Annotated in this window: 20 protein-coding genes; 6 read left to right on the top strand and 14 right to left on the bottom strand. The window is 38.2% G+C overall.

What is annotated here, in order from left to right:
• Positions 1 to 165: 165 nt before the first annotated feature.
• Both ACK1JC_RS03595 and ACK1JC_RS03590 read left to right on the top strand, forming a co-directional pair.
• Complete coding sequence (locus tag ACK1JC_RS03595) at positions 166 to 600, top strand: HIT domain-containing protein (RefSeq protein ID WP_409510484.1); 435 nt, start codon at positions 166 to 168, stop codon at positions 598 to 600.
• Between the two features lie 71 nt (positions 601 to 671).
• Positions 672 to 2,120: an adenylate/guanylate cyclase domain-containing protein gene (locus tag ACK1JC_RS03590; RefSeq protein ID WP_409510483.1), complete on the top strand. Its 1,449-nt coding sequence runs from the start codon at positions 672 to 674 to the stop codon at positions 2,118 to 2,120.
• A gap of 90 nt (positions 2,121 to 2,210) precedes the next feature.
• On the opposite strand, the gene fdx is transcribed toward ACK1JC_RS03590, so the two are convergent.
• The 8 genes from fdx to ACK1JC_RS03550 all read right to left on the bottom strand — a co-directional run bounded on the left by fdx (position 2,211) and on the right by ACK1JC_RS03550 (position 8,429).
• Positions 2,211 to 2,549 carry an ISC system 2Fe-2S type ferredoxin gene (gene fdx, locus ACK1JC_RS03585; RefSeq protein WP_409510482.1) on the bottom strand — a complete coding sequence of 113 codons (339 nt, stop codon included), beginning with the start codon at positions 2,547 to 2,549 and terminating at the stop codon, positions 2,211 to 2,213.
• A 16-nt stretch (positions 2,550 to 2,565) separates the two neighbouring features.
• Entirely contained in the window at positions 2,566 to 4,425 is a 1,860-nt protein-coding gene (gene hscA / locus ACK1JC_RS03580; RefSeq protein ID WP_409510481.1) for a Fe-S protein assembly chaperone HscA, read from the bottom strand.
• A gap of 44 nt (positions 4,426 to 4,469) precedes the next feature.
• Positions 4,470 to 4,985: a Fe-S protein assembly co-chaperone HscB gene (hscB, locus tag ACK1JC_RS03575; RefSeq protein ID WP_409510480.1), complete on the bottom strand. Its 516-nt coding sequence runs from the start codon at positions 4,983 to 4,985 to the stop codon at positions 4,470 to 4,472.
• Positions 4,986 to 5,083: 98 nt separating this feature from the next.
• Complete coding sequence (gene iscA, locus ACK1JC_RS03570) at positions 5,084 to 5,404, bottom strand: iron-sulfur cluster assembly protein IscA (RefSeq protein WP_409510479.1); 321 nt, start codon at positions 5,402 to 5,404, stop codon at positions 5,084 to 5,086.
• Positions 5,405 to 5,451: 47 nt separating this feature from the next.
• Complete coding sequence (iscU, locus tag ACK1JC_RS03565; RefSeq protein WP_409510478.1) at positions 5,452 to 5,838, bottom strand: Fe-S cluster assembly scaffold IscU; 387 nt, start codon at positions 5,836 to 5,838, stop codon at positions 5,452 to 5,454.
• A 105-nt stretch (positions 5,839 to 5,943) separates the two neighbouring features.
• Entirely contained in the window at positions 5,944 to 7,161 is a 1,218-nt protein-coding gene (locus ACK1JC_RS03560; RefSeq protein WP_409510477.1) for an IscS subfamily cysteine desulfurase, read from the bottom strand.
• 1 nt (position 7,162) lies between these two features.
• On the bottom strand, positions 7,163 to 7,639 hold the full coding sequence (locus ACK1JC_RS03555) for an Rrf2 family transcriptional regulator (RefSeq protein ID WP_409510476.1): 477 nt from the start codon (positions 7,637 to 7,639) through the stop codon (positions 7,163 to 7,165).
• 139 nt (positions 7,640 to 7,778) lie between these two features.
• Positions 7,779 to 8,429, bottom strand: coding sequence for a hypothetical protein (locus ACK1JC_RS03550; protein ID WP_409510475.1), 651 nt, complete (start codon positions 8,427 to 8,429; stop codon positions 7,779 to 7,781).
• A gap of 212 nt (positions 8,430 to 8,641) precedes the next feature.
• Between ACK1JC_RS03550 and ACK1JC_RS03545 the strand changes: the two genes are divergently transcribed.
• From ACK1JC_RS03545 to ACK1JC_RS03535, 3 genes are all read left to right on the top strand, one after another.
• Complete coding sequence (locus tag ACK1JC_RS03545) at positions 8,642 to 9,130, top strand: phasin family protein (protein WP_409510474.1); 489 nt, start codon at positions 8,642 to 8,644, stop codon at positions 9,128 to 9,130.
• 159 nt (positions 9,131 to 9,289) lie between these two features.
• On the top strand, positions 9,290 to 9,562 hold the full coding sequence (locus ACK1JC_RS03540) for an HU family DNA-binding protein (protein ID WP_409510473.1): 273 nt from the start codon (positions 9,290 to 9,292) through the stop codon (positions 9,560 to 9,562).
• Positions 9,563 to 9,693: 131 nt separating this feature from the next.
• Positions 9,694 to 11,562: a SurA N-terminal domain-containing protein gene (locus ACK1JC_RS03535; RefSeq protein WP_409510472.1), complete on the top strand. Its 1,869-nt coding sequence runs from the start codon at positions 9,694 to 9,696 to the stop codon at positions 11,560 to 11,562.
• A gap of 81 nt (positions 11,563 to 11,643) precedes the next feature.
• On the opposite strand, the gene ACK1JC_RS03530 is transcribed toward ACK1JC_RS03535, so the two are convergent.
• A complete protein-coding gene (locus ACK1JC_RS03530) occupies positions 11,644 to 12,582 on the bottom strand; it encodes an AraC family transcriptional regulator (protein WP_409510471.1) in 939 nt (312 codons plus the stop codon).
• Positions 12,583 to 12,797: 215 nt separating this feature from the next.
• Here ACK1JC_RS03530 and ACK1JC_RS03525 point away from each other — a divergent pair, with 215 nt between their 5' ends.
• Positions 12,798 to 14,018 (top strand): alkane 1-monooxygenase, encoded by a 1,221-nt coding sequence (locus ACK1JC_RS03525; protein WP_409510470.1) that lies wholly within the window; start codon positions 12,798 to 12,800, stop codon positions 14,016 to 14,018.
• A gap of 362 nt (positions 14,019 to 14,380) precedes the next feature.
• Here the strand turns inward: ACK1JC_RS03525 and ACK1JC_RS03520 are convergent, their stop codons facing one another.
• The 5 genes from ACK1JC_RS03520 to ACK1JC_RS03500 form a co-directional block, all read right to left on the bottom strand.
• The gene (locus ACK1JC_RS03520) at positions 14,381 to 14,581 is read right to left on the bottom strand and encodes a hypothetical protein (protein WP_409510469.1); all 201 of its coding nucleotides are present in this window, start codon (positions 14,579 to 14,581) and stop codon (positions 14,381 to 14,383) included.
• 217 nt (positions 14,582 to 14,798) lie between these two features.
• Positions 14,799 to 15,290 (bottom strand): GNAT family N-acetyltransferase, encoded by a 492-nt coding sequence (locus tag ACK1JC_RS03515; RefSeq protein ID WP_409510468.1) that lies wholly within the window; start codon positions 15,288 to 15,290, stop codon positions 14,799 to 14,801.
• A gap of 93 nt (positions 15,291 to 15,383) precedes the next feature.
• Positions 15,384 to 16,583, bottom strand: coding sequence for an acyl-CoA dehydrogenase family protein (locus tag ACK1JC_RS03510; protein ID WP_409510467.1), 1,200 nt, complete (start codon positions 16,581 to 16,583; stop codon positions 15,384 to 15,386).
• 37 nt (positions 16,584 to 16,620) lie between these two features.
• Positions 16,621 to 17,916 carry an acyl-CoA dehydrogenase family protein gene (locus ACK1JC_RS03505; protein ID WP_409510466.1) on the bottom strand — a complete coding sequence of 432 codons (1,296 nt, stop codon included), beginning with the start codon at positions 17,914 to 17,916 and terminating at the stop codon, positions 16,621 to 16,623.
• Positions 17,917 to 18,159: 243 nt separating this feature from the next.
• Complete coding sequence (locus ACK1JC_RS03500; RefSeq protein WP_409510465.1) at positions 18,160 to 19,545, bottom strand: ABC1 kinase family protein; 1,386 nt, start codon at positions 19,543 to 19,545, stop codon at positions 18,160 to 18,162.
• Between the last annotated feature and the right edge of the window lie 115 nt (positions 19,546 to 19,660).

The raw sequence follows: 19,660 nt of genomic DNA, 5'->3' as shown, positions 1-19,660 counted from the left end.
ATAGTAGTGCTTGAAATATTATCGAGATTGTTTAAAGTAGAGCTGTGATCTATTACAGCTCAAACATGATTTATTTGTACTAAAACACAATACTAGCAATATTCACACTAAAACTGATGTGTTAGTATTACTTCATCATTCTAATTTTGCGTCATTTATAAAGATATGTTTAGTTTGCATCCACAACTTGCTCAAGATACATTTTTTGTCGGCGATTTTCCGCTTTCAACATGTCGTTTAATGAATGATATGCAATTCCCATGGCTTATTTTGATTCCACGTGTACCTGGAATTACAGAGCTATATGAATTGAGCCAAGCTGACCAAGAACAATTTTTACGTGAATCAAGTTGGTTATCAAGCCAATTATCACGTGTTTTTCGTGCAGATAAAATGAACGTCGCTGCACTTGGAAATATGGTGCCACAACTACATTTTCATCATATAGTACGCTACCAAAATGACGTTGTTTGGCCACAGCCTGTATGGGGTACACCTGCTGTACCGTATTCAAATGATGTGTTGGCACATATGCGCCAAACACTGATGCTTGCTCTACGCGGTCAAGGGGATATGCCTTTTGATTGGCGTATGGATTAAGTTGAAATAAGTACAAAATAAAGGTACTCGCAGGAATAGAGTACCAATTTGGGATTGGAGTGAAATAGTTCGTGCCATTTGATCGCATGCTTGATAAAGAGCCTGAGCAATTTGAAGTTTTTCTTCGTGCGATAGGCTACACGATCATCAGTCTAATGGTGACGATTTATTATTTCACTTCACCTATTGCAAATTATCAGATTTACTTTCCTTTATTTTTACTGTTTATTTTTTTGATTAGTCCACGTTTATCGCGTTGGATTCAATATAGATTTGACAGTAATGTTCGTAAAAATGTTTATTTCCTAATTGATGTTGTGGTTGTGGCAGTGGCCTTAGCTGCAGTACATCTGAGTTTAGTTGTATCATTTGTCTGTGTTTTCGCATTGGTTTATACCGCACTTAATAGCAAAATTTCATTTCTCATTGCTTCACTTTCTTGGCTTATTGCAATTATTGTTTTTTACCTAAGCATTATTTTTGTATTTGGTTTTGATGATTATTTTCAGCAAACAAGCCCTGAGCTCTCTGTTGTTGCTTTTATGAGTATTATGCTCTTTATCTGTATTGGTAATTATTATCAAAGTCGCCGTGTTATACAGATTGATCAACAACGTGAAAACTATTTTAATGAAATGAATCGCTATATTGAATTGTCTAATCAACTCAGTCGTTATGCGCCTTTACAGTTGTGGCAGTCCATTATGCGTGGTGAGTCGGAAGCAAAACTTGAATATAAGCGTAAAAAAATCACGATTTTTTTCTCAGACATTCAGGGTTTTACTGAGCTTTCAGAATCCCTTATTCCTGATGATTTAGCATTTTTACTGAATGATTATTTGAGTCATATGACTGAAATTGCCAAGCAGTATGGTGCAACCATTGACAAATTTATGGGCGATGCCATCCTAATTTTCTTTGGTGATCCAGATTCGCAGGGTGTAGAACAGGATGCGCGTAACTGTATCGAAATGGCACTGATGATGCGCCAACAGATGAAATTTTTACGTGAGCGTTGGGTGAAAATGGGTTATGCACCATTACATGTTCGCATGGGGGTGAGTACAGGATATTGTCACGTTGGGAACTATGGTGCGGTACATCGTATGGCGTATACCATTGTAGGGCGTGATGCGAATCTTGCTGCACGTCTACAAAGTGCTGCTGATATTGATGAAATTCTAATTTCTGATGAAACTCATCGTTTAATTAAAAACTTTTATCTTTGTGCACCGCAAGAGCCGATTGAACTGAAAGGTATACAAGGTCTTGTAAAAACTTGGCAGGTGATGGAACGTTATTCTCAAAGTCGCAATGAAAATCAACAGTGGTTTGATTATGAGTATAAAGGATTTCATTTGGTGTTGAATCTTGAAGAAGTACAAAATTTTGAATATTCAGAGCTTATTCAAGTAATGGAAAAAATGGTTAAACGTATTCAAATGCAACAGCAATTGACCAATTCTCAGGGTATTGCAAAATTAAAAGTAGAAGATGAAGTCGATTTACCAACACATTGATGCTAAAGTTTTATTTATTTTAATATAAAAGAATGTAAAAAAAACCACTCAATTTGAGTGGTTTTATCTTTAAAACTATATCGTTTTAAATTAATGATTTTCAGATGCATGGTTGAGTGTATATTTTGGAATTTCAATTTCCAAATCTTCATCTGTAATTTTTACTTGGCATGACAGGCGAGAATCAGGTTCTAAGCCCCAAGCACGATCGAGTAAGTCAGCTTCAATATCATCCATTTCTTCTAGATTGTCGAAACCTTTACGAACGACAACGTGACATGTTGTGCAGGCTTTAGACATGTCACAAGCATGTTCAATTTTGATGCCATTTTCAAGTAAGCTTTGGCATAAATTTGCATCCGCTTTCACTTCAAACTCAGCACCATTCGGACAAATCGTTGCATGTGGTAAGATTTTAATACGTGGCATAGTCTTGTCCTATAAATTAGTTTGAGTTTGACCAATCATCCAATCGTGTACCTTTGAGGGCTTCATCGATATGTTGATTCATTCGTGCTGCTGCAAAAGCATCGCTGTGAACTTTAAGCTGTTCGACTGCATGTTCAATCAATTGAATCTGATCAGTTTCAAGTTGTGTCTTGAGTTGCTCGGCAGCCTGATGAATTGCATTGAGCTGTTCTTTCGTGAGTAGCGTAGCATCGGCTTTGAGTGCTTGTTCTAATGCTTCTAGTTCTCGACGTGCTTCTACTTTGGTTTCATTTAAGTGACGAAGGTTTTTATCTTCTTCAGCAAATTTATAACCATCAAGAAGTAAACGCTGTGTATCATCATCAGATAAACCATACGATGGTTTGATGTCAATCTGGGCATGCACACCTGAAGACGTTTCTCGTGCAGAAACAGCCAATAGACCATCGGCATCTACTTGGAATGTTACTTCAATACGCGCTTGACCCGCTGTCATTGGTGGGATACCGCGTAAGACAAAGCGTCCAAGACTACGGCAATGTTCAACTAAATCGCGTTCACCTTGTACCACATGAATCAACATTGCCGTTTGACCATCTTGATAGGTGGTAAATTCTTGGCGACGTGCAACAGGAATTGGGGTGTTGCGAGAAATTAGACGCTCAACCAATCCGCCCATGGTTTCGAGACCGAGAGAGAGTGGTGTTACATCAAGCAGTAATGAGCCATCAAGACTGTTGCCAATCAATTGATTTGCTGTGATTGCAGCACCAATTGCAACGACTTCATCGGGGTTGATAGTGCAGAGTGGTTCTTGGTTAAATACATCACGTACAGCATGCTGTACGGCATAAGAACGTGTTGAACCACCGACTAAAACAACATTTTGAATATCATCAAGTTGTAATTTGGCATCACGTAATACACGTTTGCAAACACTAATTGTTTTGTCTAAGGCAACTTTGATAATCGCTTCAAATGTTGCACGATCTAAAGCAATGTGGTGATCAAGAACTTTAAGATCAACACTTTGTGCATCACTTAACGCTTCCTTGGCTTTACGTGCAGACACCAAGAAATGTGCATATTCAGCATCATCTAAAGTCTCAATATTGAGTTGTTTTTTTGCCCATTTGACAATCAGGCGATCAAGGTCATCACCACCGAGTGCGGTGTGTCCGCCCGTCGCTAAAACTTCAAATACACCTTGAGAGAAGCGTAGTACTGAAACGTCAAAAGTACCGCCACCTAAATCGTAAATCACATAGTTACGATCGGTTTCTAAGTTGCTGTCTTGATCTAAGCCATAGGCTACAGCAGCAGCAGTCGGTTCATTGAGTAAGCGTAAAACATTGAGACCTGCAAGTTGTGCAGCATCACGGGTTGCTTGACGTTGTGCTTCGTCAAAATAAGCAGGAACCGTAATCACTGCACCATTAATTTCGTTACTTAAACTGTCTTCTGCACGAATTTTAAGTTGTGTTAAAATTTCAGCTGAAATTTCTACAGGTGTTTTACGTCCCTGAGCAGTTTCAAATGCAGGCATTTGATTATCTTCACCGACAAGGGTGTAAGAGTGTTGAAATTTAATATCTGCTTTTGAGCGACCCATGAAACGTTTAACTGAACTTATTGTGTTTTTCGGATCAGTGGTCAGAAAGGGTTTCGCTGCATCGCCATATTCCGTTGAGTTTTTGGAATAGTGAACAATAGAGGGAAGTAACACGCGATTTTGTGCGTCAGGAAGAACTTTTGCCTGACCAGAACGTACGGTGGCAACCAAAGAGTGTGTGGTGCCTAAATCGATACCGATCGCAATGCGGTGTTCGTGTGGCGCACTTGATTGTCCGGGTTCTGCAATTTGCAAGAGTGCCATTGTGTTACATCCTTAACAAAAAATAAATCTAAAAATAAACAGTATTAAAATTCATCATCAAGATCAAAATCTTCATCATCAAGAAGTTGATCTTCAGCTTTATCAATATCATTCATGACTTTTTGGAAAAAGCGCAGTTTACGTACAGTATCACGTGCATCTGCCCATTCTTCATGTGTATAGTCAAGTTTAAACTCTCGGACTAAACCATCCATCCATTGTTGAACTTCTTTTTTTAAAGATTGAAGTTCTGCGGTATCGAATGCTTCATCAAGCTGTTCACGAATTTCTAACGCTGACTGTAAAAATTCAAAATCACTGATCGATTGATCGAGATGGTGATCTTGTTTTTTTAAAGACAGTAAATACGCAGCACGACTATCGACATTTGACAAGACTTTATAAGCTTGATTGATTTCGCTTGATTTGATGAGCGCACGATCTTTGTCTTCAGCTTTATCTGGATGATATTGCTGTTGTAATGCTAAGAAATTGGATTTCAGTAGAGCAAGATCGATATCGAGTTCAGTTGGGAGATTAAATAACTCAAAATGACTCATGGGAGAGGTGTCCGCAATGATATGTTTAAAAGCATGGTATTGAATGTAATTAAAACAGTGTTGGACACTGTTTTAATGTAAAAAGAAACCAAAGGGCATTATACAGTGAATGATTCACCGCAGCCGCATTCGCCTTTTTTATTGGGATTGTTGAACTCGAAACCTTCATTTAGACCATTTTTAACATAGTCCATTTCCATGCCATCAAGATAGACAAGGCTTTTCGGGTCGATAAAAACTTTAACACCAAATTGTTCAAACATTTGGTCATGCGTATCAATATCATCAACAAACTCTAATACATATGCCAAGCCTGAACAGCCCGAAGTTTTCACACCAAGACGAATACCTTCACCCTTACCGCGATTGCTTAAGTAATTGCTGATATGAGTTGCAGCATTTTCAGTTAAATGGATCATGAAAACTCCGTTAAATAATCATCTGTATCGAGTGAAAACAATCGATATTAAGCTTTGGTTTTTTTGCTACGGTAATCTTCAACAGCAGCTTTAATTGCATCTTCTGCAAGTACAGAGCAGTGTACTTTTACAGGAGGAAGTTCAAGTTCAGTTGCAATATCAATATTTTTGATTGATTGTGCTTGATCAAGAGTTTTACCTTTAAGCCATTCAGTAACTAAAGAGCTAGAGGCAATTGCAGAGCCACAACCATAAGTTTTGAAACGAGCTTCTTCAATGACGCCGTTATCATTAACTTGGATCTGTAAGCGCATCACGTCGCCACATGCGGGTGCGCCGACCATACCTGTACCTACATTTTCTGCATCTTTATCTAACACACCAACATTACGAGGGTTTTCGTAATGATCAATTACTTTTTCGCTATAAGCCATGATGCTTCTCCAGAACTCGGGGTCAGCCGTTGATAATATGTATTGCTACAAGGTTAATGTGGTGGCATTGCACTGAGTTTCAATGCAATGCGTGTATTGAGGGAATTAGTGTTCAGCCCACTCAACCGAGCTTAGGTCAATACCATCTTTATACATATCCCAAAGTGGAGATAGTGCACGAAGTTTTTCAACGGCAGCTTTACTGATTTTAATTACGTGATCAATGTCTTCTTCAGTTGTATAGTGACCAAAACTGAAACGGATTGAGCTGTGTGCCAATTCGTCAGAAAGACCTAAAGCACGTAAAACATAAGAAGGCTCAAGTGTTGCAGAAGTACATGCAGAACCGCTTGATACGGCAACATCTTTGAGTGCCATCATTAATGATTCACCTTCAACAAAGTTGAAGCTTACGTTTAAGTAGTTAGCAACGTTATAAACAGGGTGGCCATTTAAGAACACTTGTTCAAGGTCTTGTAAGCCATTCCAAAGTTTGTCACGAAGTGCGCGTAAACGTGTTTGTTCAGCTACTAAAGTTTTGCCTGCTAATTCAAATGCAGCACCCATACCTACGATTTGATGGGTTGCAAGTGTACCTGAACGCATACCACGTTCATGACCGCCACCGTGCATTTGCGCTTTGATACGGATACGTGGTTGACGACGTACATATAAAGCACCAATGCCTTTCGGGCCATATGCTTTGTGACCAGAGAAACTCATCAAGTCAACTTTCATTGTGCTTAGGTCAATTTCAACTTTACCAGCAGCTTGTGCGGCATCAACGTGGAAATAAGTTTTGTTGGCACGAGTTAATTCACCAATTGCAGCAACGTCAGTGATTGTACCAATTTCGTTGTTGACCATCATCAGTGAAACAAGAATTGTATCTGGGCGTAAAGCCGCTTGTACCATTTCAGGGGTAATTAGACCTGTGCGTTCTTCTGGTTCTAAATAAGTGATTTCAAAACCATCTTCTTCAAGCTCACGGCAAGTATCTAAAATGGCTTTGTGTTCAATTTTACTCGTAATAATATGTTTACCTTTCGAGCCATAAAACTCAGCAATACCTTTTAATGCTAAGTTATCTGACTCTGTTGCCCCTGAAGTCCAAACGATTTCACGTGGATCAGCTTTAATTAAGTTAGCAACTTGTTCACGTGCATATTCAACTTTTTCTTCTGCCTGCCAACCATAAGCATGTGAGCGAGACGCTGCGTTACCAAATGTCCCGTCAAACGTCAGGCATTCCATCATTTTTTCCGCAACCTGTGGGTCTACAGGCGTGGTTGCTGCATAATCAAGATAAATAGGACGTTTCATGTCAAATACCTGTAACCGATAAAAGGGCTGAATCAAGATGACTCGATGATGTTTGGCGTAGTGCAACAGTTTGAACGTTGTCACGTGCAACAAGATCGGCAAGTGTGATTTTTGCTAAATAATCGGCAATGTGGTGGGAGAGTTCTTGCCATAGGTCATGTGTTAAGCACATTGCACCATTTTGGCAGTTGCCTTTATGGTCACATCGTGTTGCATCAACCGTTTCATTGACAGCTTCAATAATCGCTAAAATCGTAATTTCTTCAGCATTACGCGCAAGATGGTAACCACCATTTGCTCCACGAACGCTAGATACCAAGCCATGGCGCTTCAATTTTGCAAATAATTGCTCAAGATAAGCGACAGAAATAGTTTGGCGTGCTGCAATTTCTGCAAGCGTAATCGTTTGTTCAGTTGGCTGCAAAGCTAGGTCTAGAAGAGCAGTCACTGCGTAGCGACCGCGAGTGGTTAAGCGCATGATCCGATACACGTGTTTAGACTAGATGTATGAATTTTATGAATCCTGACTAAAATAGTCAAGTATTTTGAAGATAATTCCTACTAAATTTGTCAGGATTTATTGCTAAATTGGGAAAATAGGTGAGGAAAATTTTTTATTAAAATAATTGCGACAAATTATACACAATTAACATAAAAAATAGAATGCCTATTACACAAAAAGCTGAATTAATCCTTTTTTGTCGTGCCTGTAATTTTTTTATGCGATTTTGATATTGCTTCACTTCAACTTGTAAAGTGTTAATTTTAGAGCGTTGTGTATCAATTTTTTCAAGTAAAGGTGCAATACGTTTGCTTGATGCAGTTGTAAGTTGATCATCATCTGGATTGGTGAGCCATTTTTTCCAATCAGATAATAGCTTTGGTGCAGTCAAATGAACCAGTAAGTCTTTAAACTCATCTTTTAAGAGTTGATCACCTTCTATGCGTAATTTTTTCATACTACGCTTGTTTGCAAAGGCAAAAATTTGAACCAAGTCCAATAACGTACTACTCACGGAGAGCTCAGGTGCTTGTTCAGGTTCTTTTAAGTCAAACAGAATCCCTTTGTCTGTAAATTGAACATAAAAATCAAAGTAGGGAATGTAGCTATTTATTTTTATGGTCGTTTGCTGATCTACAAATTTCTTTGCTTGTAAGCGAACAACACGATCGTGTTTGAGGACGAAAGAATATATTGTCTCTAAAATAATCATGACAACATTGAGCAACAAACGGCTTTGTCGGCTTTTCTGTTGCGATTCACTCATACGAATTTCCTATACAGATCTGGAGCATCCACTCTCATATTATTTAAAAAATTGTGATTTAATGTGAGTTGACCCACAATAAATGAAACAATAACTTTGCTTTGTAGAACAGTTTTGCAAAACGTTCAAGTATTTTATTTGTTATGATGCGTATATTTTATGAGATAGTTGACTGATTGATCACAGTCGTAATAAATGAAGGGGAATTTCGAATGGCGGAGCAGGATAGTAATGCGGAAAACATTGCTCAGGTAAAACAAGAACAAGAGGATGACCAAATTCAAGATCAGCCCAAACGTAGCAAAGGTTCAAGGAAGTCAGCACTCGATTTTAGAAAATATACCAAACAAATTTGGCTTGCAGGTTTAGGTGCATTTTCACGTGCGGAAGAAGAGGGTAATAAACTTTTTGATTCATTAGTCGAAGTTGGACAAGAGCTTGAATCTAGAACCGTAGATGCAACAGATCATGCGGTCAACAAGGTCGCAGATAAAACTCGAGAATCCGTTACAGAAACTAAGGATAAAGTCGAAAAATTACTAGATCAAGGGGTCAATCATTCATTGAATCGTATTGGTTTGGTGACAGCTAAAGATTTACAGCATCTTGAATCATTGATTTTACAACTACATACTAAAGTTGACGATTTGGTTGAAGAAAATAGAAAATTGACAATGCAATTACAAAAAATAGAAAAATAACGAACAAAATACGATCTCATGGGGGTTTTGATGATTTTTTTTATAAAATGCGTTCAGGCAGTCTTGCTTTATCCCCCAAAGCATTGCTATAAAGACCGCATGGCCTTTTTAACTACAGCCTTAGATTTTAAACAAACGATATAAGAGGACGTAATCTTCATGAATAAATCAGAATTAATCGATGCGATTGCAGAGAAAGGGGGATTGTCTAAGTCTGATGCTGGGAAAGCATTGGATGCGACTATTGCTTCGATCGGTGAAGCGCTTAAAAATGGCGACACAGTAACTTTGGTTGGTTTTGGTACTTTTAGCGTTAAAGAACGTGCTGCACGTACTGGTCGTAATCCAAAAACTGGCGAAGAGCTTCAAATTAAAGCAAGTAAAGTTCCAAGCTTTAAAGCGGGTAAAGGCTTAAAAGATTCTGTTGCATAATTTGCTCAGAAATCTACAAACGCGCCATTTGGCGCGTTTTTTATGAATAATCCAAAATATTAATACATTGCGCATTCATTCATATTTGAATATCAGTTAGAATCCCTGTGAAATAAAATATTGGAATACTTATGGAATCGTTTCGTAAAGTCATAAGGGGTTGGTTGGGCAAAGTCTTGCTCGTATTGTTTTTGACCCCGTTGGCGCTGGTTGGGATTGAGGGTTATTTCAGTGGTGGAAATAATGCAGATGTTGCCAAAACTGTAAATGGTCAGGCAATTTCAAAAAAAGATCTGGAAGCACAGACAAAAAGTTTTAAAGATCAATACCTCTCTATGGTTAATGGCGACGAATCTTTATTGAATCAAGCGTTTATTCAAGAGAGTGCTTTGGATAGTTTGGTTTCTCGTGCTTTACTGGTTCAGCAAGCTGAAAAACTGGGTATGAGTTTGAGTGATGCACAGCTTGAGCAGATGATTGCCCAACAACCAAGTTTTCAAGAAAATGGTAAATTTTCAAATACATTATATGGCAATTATTTGCGTTCTATTGGCATGACCAATCAAGGATTGCTTGATAATTTACGTCAAGATCATGCATTGAAAATGTTGATGGGAATGATCACTGATAGTGCGTTGGTGAGCAAATTAGATTTGCAACAGATTTCCAATTTACAGACTGAAAAACGTGATTTATTTCTTGCAAGTGTAAAACTAGACGATTACAAGAAAAATGTTAAAGTCAGTAATCAAGAAATAGCAGATTACTATAACAAACATCAAAGTAAGTTTAAGCAAACAGCTTCTGTTGATGTCGATTATGTTGTATTGACACCTGCTATGGTTGCAGGTCCAAATGCGGAAGTATCGGGTACAGAGCTTGAGCAGGCATATGCAGCTTTTGTTGAAAAAGCCAATAAAGATGTCAAGCGTGATGTACATCATATTTTAATTGGTACAGATACGCGCACCGTAGAAGAAGCACAAAAAATTGCAGCAGAGGTATACGCTAAAATTCAAGGTGGTATGACCTTTGCTCAAGCAGCTGCACAATATTCAGAAGATCCATCTTCAAAAAGCAAGGGTGGTTTACTTGAATCTTATGTTGAAGGCGCTTTTGGTGATGAGTTTGATAAAGCTGTAAATAGCGGAAAAAATGGTCAAGTATCTCAACCTGTAAAAACACAGTATGGTTATCATCTGATTGAGTCTACTTCGGCAAAAACAGAGATACCTACATTTGAGCAGAAAAAAGCTGAATTGACAGCAGAAGTTTTAAAAGCTAAATCTGCGAATGCGTATTCAGATACTGTAAATAGCTTAAATGAAATGATTGTGAGCAGCGATGCGCTTGATCCTGTGACACAAGAAATTAAAACAGCAAAAATTGAATCTGTTAAATCCGTTGCATTAAGCACACAGCACCCTGTGTTATCTGATCCTGCGGTAAAAGTGAAGTTGTTTAATGATGATGTGAAAAATGGTGATCGCAATGCATCAAGCAATATTCAGCTTACTAATGGTGATACTGTTTGGTTGAAAGTACGTAATTATCATCCAGCGGGTGTACAACCACTTGCTCAAGTAACAGCGCAAGTTAAAGCTAAGTTGATTGAACAAAAAGCATATGAAGCTGCAAAAGCTAAAATTGCAACAATGTTAGCTGAGTTTAAAACTCAACCTGCTGAGCAAGTACTTGCAAAGAATCATTTTAGTTTTGAACATGCTGGTGAGTTCATGCGCTCTCAAGGTTTAAAACGTGAAGTTGAACGTGCTGCATTTAGTGTTCCTGCACCGAAAGCAGGACAGTGGTCTGTGACGACTGCAAGTTTACCTGGTGAAATGGTTGTAGTTGCTGTTGCAAATGTCATCAAACCACCTGTAGATGCTTTAGCACCACAGCAAGCACAGGAGTTGACTAAACTGTATCAACAGTTACGTGGTCAGCAAATGCTTGATGATTATTCGCAATATTTAAAAAGTCATGCCAAAATTAAATAATTTTTGATTTTACATGCACAAAAAAAAGCGCTTCGGCGCTTTTTTTACGTTTCGGGTGAGTACATTTTAGAGTGGTTTTATTTAGCGCATGGATATTTGTGCATTTTGTCTATATTGGCTTGGAGTTAATTCAAACTGCTTTTTAAAGGCTTGGCTAAATGCTGTTTCAGAAGAGTAGCCAATTGTATGTGCAATTTGTTGAATTGAAAGTTGCCCTTTGATTAAGTGCTGGCTTGCGAGGCGCAAGCGATGTTGTTGTAAATAGGCAAGTGGTGTTTCTCCCACAATTTGATGAAACAGCCCTGCAAATTTGGAACGTGACATACAGCATTGTTCTGCCAAACTCTCAACAGTCCATGAGTGTTCTGGTTGTCCATGAATGGCAGCGAGTGCATTGGCAAGTTCAGGATGAACGAGTGCACTGAGCCAATTGTTTTCATGGTTGAGTTGCCCAATATAATCACGAACGCATTCAATCATCATAATACTCAGCAGATGATCCATGATTTTATTTTTACCTGCAAGTGTGCGTTGTGTATCGGATGCGACAAAATATAAACCAATACGTAGCCATTCAGGAGCTTGATCACTGAGTGCATTTTGAATATGAATAAAAGGGGGTAAAGCATTGACGAGCGGTTTTGCCATAATGGCATTGAGCTGACAACGCACAGATAAAATAAGCGTTTTGTTGTTTGATGGGCCTTCACCAAATTCAATGGCTTCTTGTTTTAAACCATCAAATAATGGAGCAATATTGAGAGTTTCAATCAAAAAACTGTCTTTTTGGTGGCGAACTTGATGTGCTAAACCTGCGGGAATGAGAAACATATCCCCAGTATTTAGGCTGACATGCGTACCATTGTTAAATTGTAGATGAGCTTCACCAAACAACACAATGTGCGCCATGAGTACAGGCTGTGCAGGACTATGAAATGCCCAATGTCCTGTGGCTTGCAAATATAGATATTCAGAATGATTTAAATGAATATCCTCAAAAATTTTACTTAGTGCATCCATGGGTTTCGTATCATTTTGGTCAAGCTTACTATTTAAAATTACATCTTCTATATGTAGTTAAACATATTTTTATCATTTTACATGTTCGATAAGGTCATTTGCCATGCAGAAAGTGACAAGGACTTCTACATAGCTTTTATGGACGCTTAGAACTGTTTTGATTATACGTTATCGTTAAATATAGAGATAAGAAAAAATCAAGGAAAGAAGCACATATGAACGCACCCGTGAAAATACCTGAGCAGCAAGTCAGTGAAATCGTGGTTAAGTCAGGATTTGCGCTAGATAAAAAACGTTATTTATGGGCAATTAGTCCATCTTTACCTGTCATAGGGATTGGAATTTTAGCAGGATACCAATTTGCACCACGACCATTGAAAAAAGTTTTTGCTTTGGGTGGACCAATTGTTTTACATATCATTATACCTGCAATTGATACGCTAGTAGGCAAAGACAATAATAATCCATCGAATGAAGATATTAAGCTGTTAGAGCAAGATCCTTATTATGCACGTTTGGTGAAAACCTTTATTCCTTTGCAATATGTTGCCAATGTCTATGCTTGTTGGTTAGCGAGTCGTGAGAGTACCTCTTTACTTGATAAAATATTATTGGGTGTTTCGATGGGAGCAATCAATGGTATCGCAATTAATACCGCACATGAGCTGAGTCATAAATCTGAGCGTATTGATCATCTATTGTCACATTTGGCTTTGGTGCCTTCGGGATATAACCATTTCCGCATTGAGCATCCTTACGGACATCATAAACGTGCAGCAACGCCAGAAGATCCTGCATCGTCTAAAATGGGAGAAACATTTTATGAATTTTTCCCTCGTACGGTAATTGGTTCTTTTAAGTCAGCAATTGAAATTGAAAAACAACGTTTAAAACGTAAAGGCTTATCTTTTTGGTCAAAAGACAATGAATTGTTGCAGGGTTGGGGCATGGCTGCAGGATTTCACGGCGCTATGCTGAAAGCTTTTGGAGGTAAAATTTTACCTTATCAACTCACACAAGCAATTTATAGTATTGGTTTGTTTGAAGTCATTAATTATATTGAACATTATGGTTTGTTACGTCAGAAAAATGAAAATGGTAAATATGAACGTACTATGCCTGAGCATAGTTGGAATAATAACAATATTGTGACCAATCTATTTTTGTATCAATTACAACGTCATTCCGATCATCATGCTTATCCGACTCGTCCATTTCAAGCACTGCGTCATTTTGATGAAGCACCTGAACTGCCAAGTGGTTATGCGAGTATGTTGTTGCCTGCATTGATTCCATCAGTGTGGTTCAAAATGATGGATAAACGTGTATTTGATCATTATAAAGGTGATTTAAATCAAGCCAATATCTATCCAAAACGCCGTGCAGCATTATTTAAAAAATTTGGTGTGATTGATCGCCTTTTAAATAAAGATTGATTTGAAATAGAGAAATTTTAGCTAAAAGGGAAGCTGATTCATTATCAGTTTCCCTTTATTGTTGATGTGTTTTTATCAGATTTTTAGGTGCATTTTCTATGATTAGATTTTCTGATTGGGAAAATTAATATAATTTTATTGAGGATGTTCAGCCACCGTACCTTGTTGTTCGAGAATCATGAAGCAACATAAAGTTAGGTCAAAGATTGATAACAATGATGAGCAATAAGGGCGAGATGTTTGAGTTGCTCATCATCCATCAGTTCGGGGTGGGTAAAATCTCGAACATAGACTAAATCGGCTTCGAGCAATTGATTTACGGCACGATTGGGTTGATCGAGATAGCTAAAGGGTGAAATAGGTCATTGTTTAACGGCAGTAAAACAATGCGGAACAAAACCTTGCGCTCGTAACTTAATTTCACCCCACCCTAGCTGATCTTTATATAAGGTCATAAAGGATATTTTAGTTTGAATGACCACTGCTTTTTTTAGTTTTTCCAGTCCTGATTTATAAATCAAAAGTTCAGCATCTTGAATATCAATTTTTAAGTGGATCACCATCAATCAGATTGGTACCAAAGTCAATAATTTCAGTCAGTCGCTTGGTTTGTAATAGTTTGGCTAATATATTCGACAAAGATAATTTTTTAATTTTTATCATGTGATGCTGATCATTATTTTATTGTGTTACACATTCCTTTTCAGCTTACTTTCTTTGATGGTTTTTAAGTAGCTGAAAAGGGTAAATATAATGTAGTAATATCGATATATTTGAAAATTAGTGATTAAGTTCTTTTTTCATCCAAATTTCACAAGCATGGCTATGACCAGTGTGACCCATGGGCTGAGATAGGTGTTTGAAGCCTAATTTTTCATAAAGTTTTACAGCTTGCCATAAGTCTTTTGTCGTTTCCAAATAGCATGCATTGAAGCCGTGTTGTTGGGCGAAATCGAAGCCCAATTGTAAAATTCTCTTAGCAAAACCTAAACCACGGACTTCGGAAAGAAAATACATCTTCTGAATTTCTAAAATATCAGTCGCACCCGTGAGCGGTGATAGACCACCACCACCCAAAATTTCGCCGTGTTGATTTTCAACAATCCAATACATAGCGTTGGACTGAGTATAAACGGCATACAGATCATCAAGGATTGGATCGGCAACAGCAAAGCCTGATTCAGCAGCAAGTCCAAATTCGGCTGATACTTGACGAATAATCTGGGCTAATGCGACATTATCGGTTGCTTGAATAGGGCGTAATGTATACATGTGAAATATGAAAATAAAAAAAGATGGACTTTTATAACAAAAATCCATCGATTAAGGTGAAATCTAACGCTTTAATTCATTCAATAATTTATATTATTTCAGTTCACTTGATGATTTACCTAGCTCACGGCGGGCAATGATCAATTGCTGAATCTGCTGAGTGCCTTCAAAAATATCAAGAATTTTCGAGTCACGTGCCCATTTTTCCAATAATTCATCTTCGTTGTAGCCTACACTCGCTGCAAGTTCTACACATTTTAGTGTGATTTCATTACAGATTCGACCTGCTTTGGCTTTGGCAATGGATGCTTCTTTTGAGTTTGGTTTGCGATTGTCTGCCATCCACGTTGCGCGCATAGTGAGTAGGCGAGATGCTTCCCATTCTGCTTCCATACGGTAAATTTGTGCGGCGATATTGCTTGACTGTAAATATGGCGTTGCGTAATTGGCATCTATTTGGTCTTTAAAAATTTCCTTAATGCGTTCAAGAGATGCTTTTGCACAACCGACAGCCATGGCTGCAACTAAAGGGCGAGTATTGTCAAAGGTTTCCATAACCCCTGCAAAGCCTTTTGCTACATCAATTTCAGCATTGCCGAGTAAATTTACACCTGCAACACGGCAATCAATGAAACTAATTACGGCAGTATCTGATGCTTTAATGCCAAGCTTGTGCTCTAGGCGTTCAACCTTCATACCCGGTGTACCTTTTTTAACAACAAAGGATTTGATTGCGGCACGTCCAAGCTTTTTATCGAGTGTTGCCCAAACCACGACTGAATCGGCACGTTCACCTGAAGTCACAAATATTTTTTCACCATTTAAAATATAATCATCGCCATCTTTGGTGGCTGTGGTACGAATTGCAGCAGAGTCAGAACCACAACCTGGCTCAGTAATTGCCATTGCCGCCCAAGTACCTTTAAAGCGTTCAAGTTGTTCATCATTAGCAACGGCTGCAATAGCAGAATTCCCTAAACCTTGACGTGGCATTGAAAGAAGTAAGCCTGTATCGCCATAACACATTTCAATGACACCAAGTGCAGTTGACATATTCACGCCATTTTTATTACTTGAATCGGTATCACCACGTTTATTGACTGCTGCGCCAGCATTCATGCCATCACCACCATCATTCATACCATCAAGTAGTGAAGCGAGCATATCGAGTTCTTTGGGGTAGGCATGCTCAGCTTTATCATATTTTCGTGAAATTGGACGTAAAACATTCAGTGCTGTTTCATGTGCTTGATCCAAAAGCATTTGAAATTTTTTAGGATTCTGTAAATTCATGTGATTATTCCTTTCGTATTTCTATTATTCTTATGGATTAGGCATGTAATGCTGATTGTATAATCGCTGTTGCACGTAAGTCGCGATACCAACGCTCGACAGGGTGTTCTTTGGTAAAACCATGACCGCCTAGAAGTTGTACACCATCTGTACCAATTTTCATTGATTTTTCAGCGCACAGTAAGCGTGCTAGATACGCTTCACGGTGGAAAGGTTGACCTGCTTCAGCAAGGCTTGCTGCATTGAGAACGAGCATACGCATCGCATCAATTTCAATTGCCATATCGGCAATCATAAATGCCACACTTTGACGATGAGAAATAGGCTCACCAAAGGCTGTACGTTCATTGGCATATTTGACGCAATAGTTTTTCACGGTTTCACAGGTGCCAATTGCAAGTGCACACCACATTAAATTACCTAAATCTAAAAAAGCAGTGTAATTAAAATCATCATCACCCAAACGTACAGCAGGAGTATTGTCAAATTTTAAAGTGACGGTTTCCGCTGCTTTTAAACCCATTGCCGAAGATTTACGTACAGTAATGCTGTCATGGCGTTGAACAATAAAGACATCAGCTTGATCATTTAATTCAGCACTGACAATAAAAAGATCGGCTGTTTCACCTAAAATGACTAAAGTTTTTTCACCTGTAATGGTATAAGCACCGTTGCTTGCAGTCGCTCTAGTTTGAAGTTTGTAGGGATTAAATGCAGGTGTCGCCTCTTGAATGGCAAAACTTGCTTTAAGTTCTGGGTCATTAGCAAAAGCAGGCAGATAAGTCGACTGCACTTGTACAGAACCCCATTGGGTAATGGCGTTAATTGCACTAAAAGTTGAAAGTAAACCTGCTGTTAATGTGAAATCACCTGTGGCTAAGGTTTCAGCGATTAGAATATTGCTAAGAATGTTTTTTTCAGTTGCAACACCACCAAGTGCTTCAGGCAGAGCATAAAAGTTTAGCCCTAAATCAATACTATGTTGCCATAGTTCTTGTGGGAATGACTCATTGTGATCGGCATTGTGTGCTAAAGGATATAAAACTTCAGATGCAAACTGTTGCATGGCATCCACAGTCATTTGCTGTTCTTCTGTCAGACTTAGATCAAATAAACCTTTTTGTTGATTAGGAAGGCGCTGTTTTGTGACTTTAGCATCCGATTTAAATGCTTTTTGTGTTGCTGATAGTGTTTTAAAACCTGCTTTTGAGCCTTGATACAGTGATTTTTCGACAAATTTACGCAATTTAAGTTGATCAAGTAGATCGCTACCTGCAATTTTAGTCAATATATTTAAGCCCAACCCCTGAGCTTTATTTACCATGTTGGTCATTCCGTAGTGCCTGTTCTTGTATTGGTATGTTCAGTATCGTGCCACGCAAAAATATAAAAAACTATGTCGCATTTGACATGGGAGTTGACCTAAGATAAATGGTAGTAGGTGTGTGTTTTATTGATTTAAATATCTAATTTTTATTATTTATTTATTTGCTTGTAAAGTGCTAAATTAAGTTAAATTGACCAAAATGACAAAAAATAAAGATTGTCATTTCGGTCTAAACAATATGAATGAATTTTATTTTTTAGCTTGGACAAATGGTGTAACCATTTTACGGACATTGGTCTTGGCTTCAATGACGGTCATAAAAGTATATGCACCAATAAATTTACGACTAATAAACATAAATTCTTTCGGTGGAATGCTGAAATAACGTGATGTCATTGATTTAGATGCACGTTGCATCACACGGCTATGTAGTTGGCTTTTTTTCCAATCATAACGGTGATGTTCATCCATTACACCTGTAGGTAAATCAGGATTATTCAATGGTGTACTAAAAGCTTCAGTAGCAAGTAAAAATACTTTTGCCATATCAGGTTTTATGCTTTGAGGCATATTGTCAAAGAATTCATAACCTGACATTGAACTGACCATATCTTCAGCATTATGATGATAGCCCGCTTTAATCAGGTTGCGCGCAACAGAAAGTAATTGTGTATCAAACTGACGAATGGCACCAAAATCAAGCAAAATAATTTTATCTTGAATATCTGCACCATTACCTAAACGAACCAAATAGTTACCAAAGTTTGGATCGGTTTGCATTTCACCCCATTCAAACAGTTCACGAACGGCAATTTCAAGTGAGGCTTCACCCAATAAGTTACGGCGTTCTTGAGGTAAAGAGAGCATAACGGGACTATTAATGGGTACGCCACGTTCAAAGGTCATACACAAAATTTGATTAGTGCAATATTTATCAATGATGTGTGGCACGACGTAACGCGCATCATCTTTAAGGCGATCAGCAAAGCGTTGCGTGGTTGCTGCTTCGACCTGATAGTTGACTTCACGATGCATCATTTCACGGACTTCATCGAACCATTGATCAAATTCACGTGTTTGTGGCACCATGCGTGTCAGTTTCAGCATGTTTTTAAATAAGCTCATATCTGAGTCAATGGCATCTGCCACACCCGGATATTGAACTTTAAGGACAATTTCTAAACCATCAGAATTACGTGTTGCGCGGTGTACTTGTGCGAGTGATGCTGTACCAATCGGTTCGTGATCGATAGTCAAATCATTTAATTTTGAACCTAATTGAGCTTTCAATTGTTCATGAATAGCAGGCCATGCTAATGCAATCGTTTGATTATTCAGTGTATTAAGTGCTTGAGTGATTTCTTCAGGTAAAAAATGTTCGCCATACAGTGCCATCATTTGCCCGATTTTCACGATTGAGCCTTTGAGTTTACCGATTTCTGATACCAAATATTCGGCTTGTTCCTTCATAACTTTTTTACGCTTTCTCTCTTTTTCTTCTTCACTTGAGAAAATAGAACCTGCACTAGAAGCAGCCCAACGGCTTCCCGCGAGTAATGATGCTTTGGCAATAGATAAGCGACGATCCATAGAGGAGGTCTTTAACTCTTTAAGCTTATCGTTCTGATCTGACATGAAGATGAAATCCTTTGAGAGATGCGCACAGGTAAATTATAGTGAATCTTACCTGTTCTGAATGTATTAAACTAGTTCAATGAGATAGACATGATGCTTTACAATCCGCCTCATC

The organism is Acinetobacter sp. TY2 (assembly GCF_046269225.1).
Classification (GTDB): Bacteria; Pseudomonadota; Gammaproteobacteria; order Pseudomonadales; family Moraxellaceae; genus Acinetobacter.
This window is presented reverse-complemented; position numbering and strand designations above follow the sequence as displayed.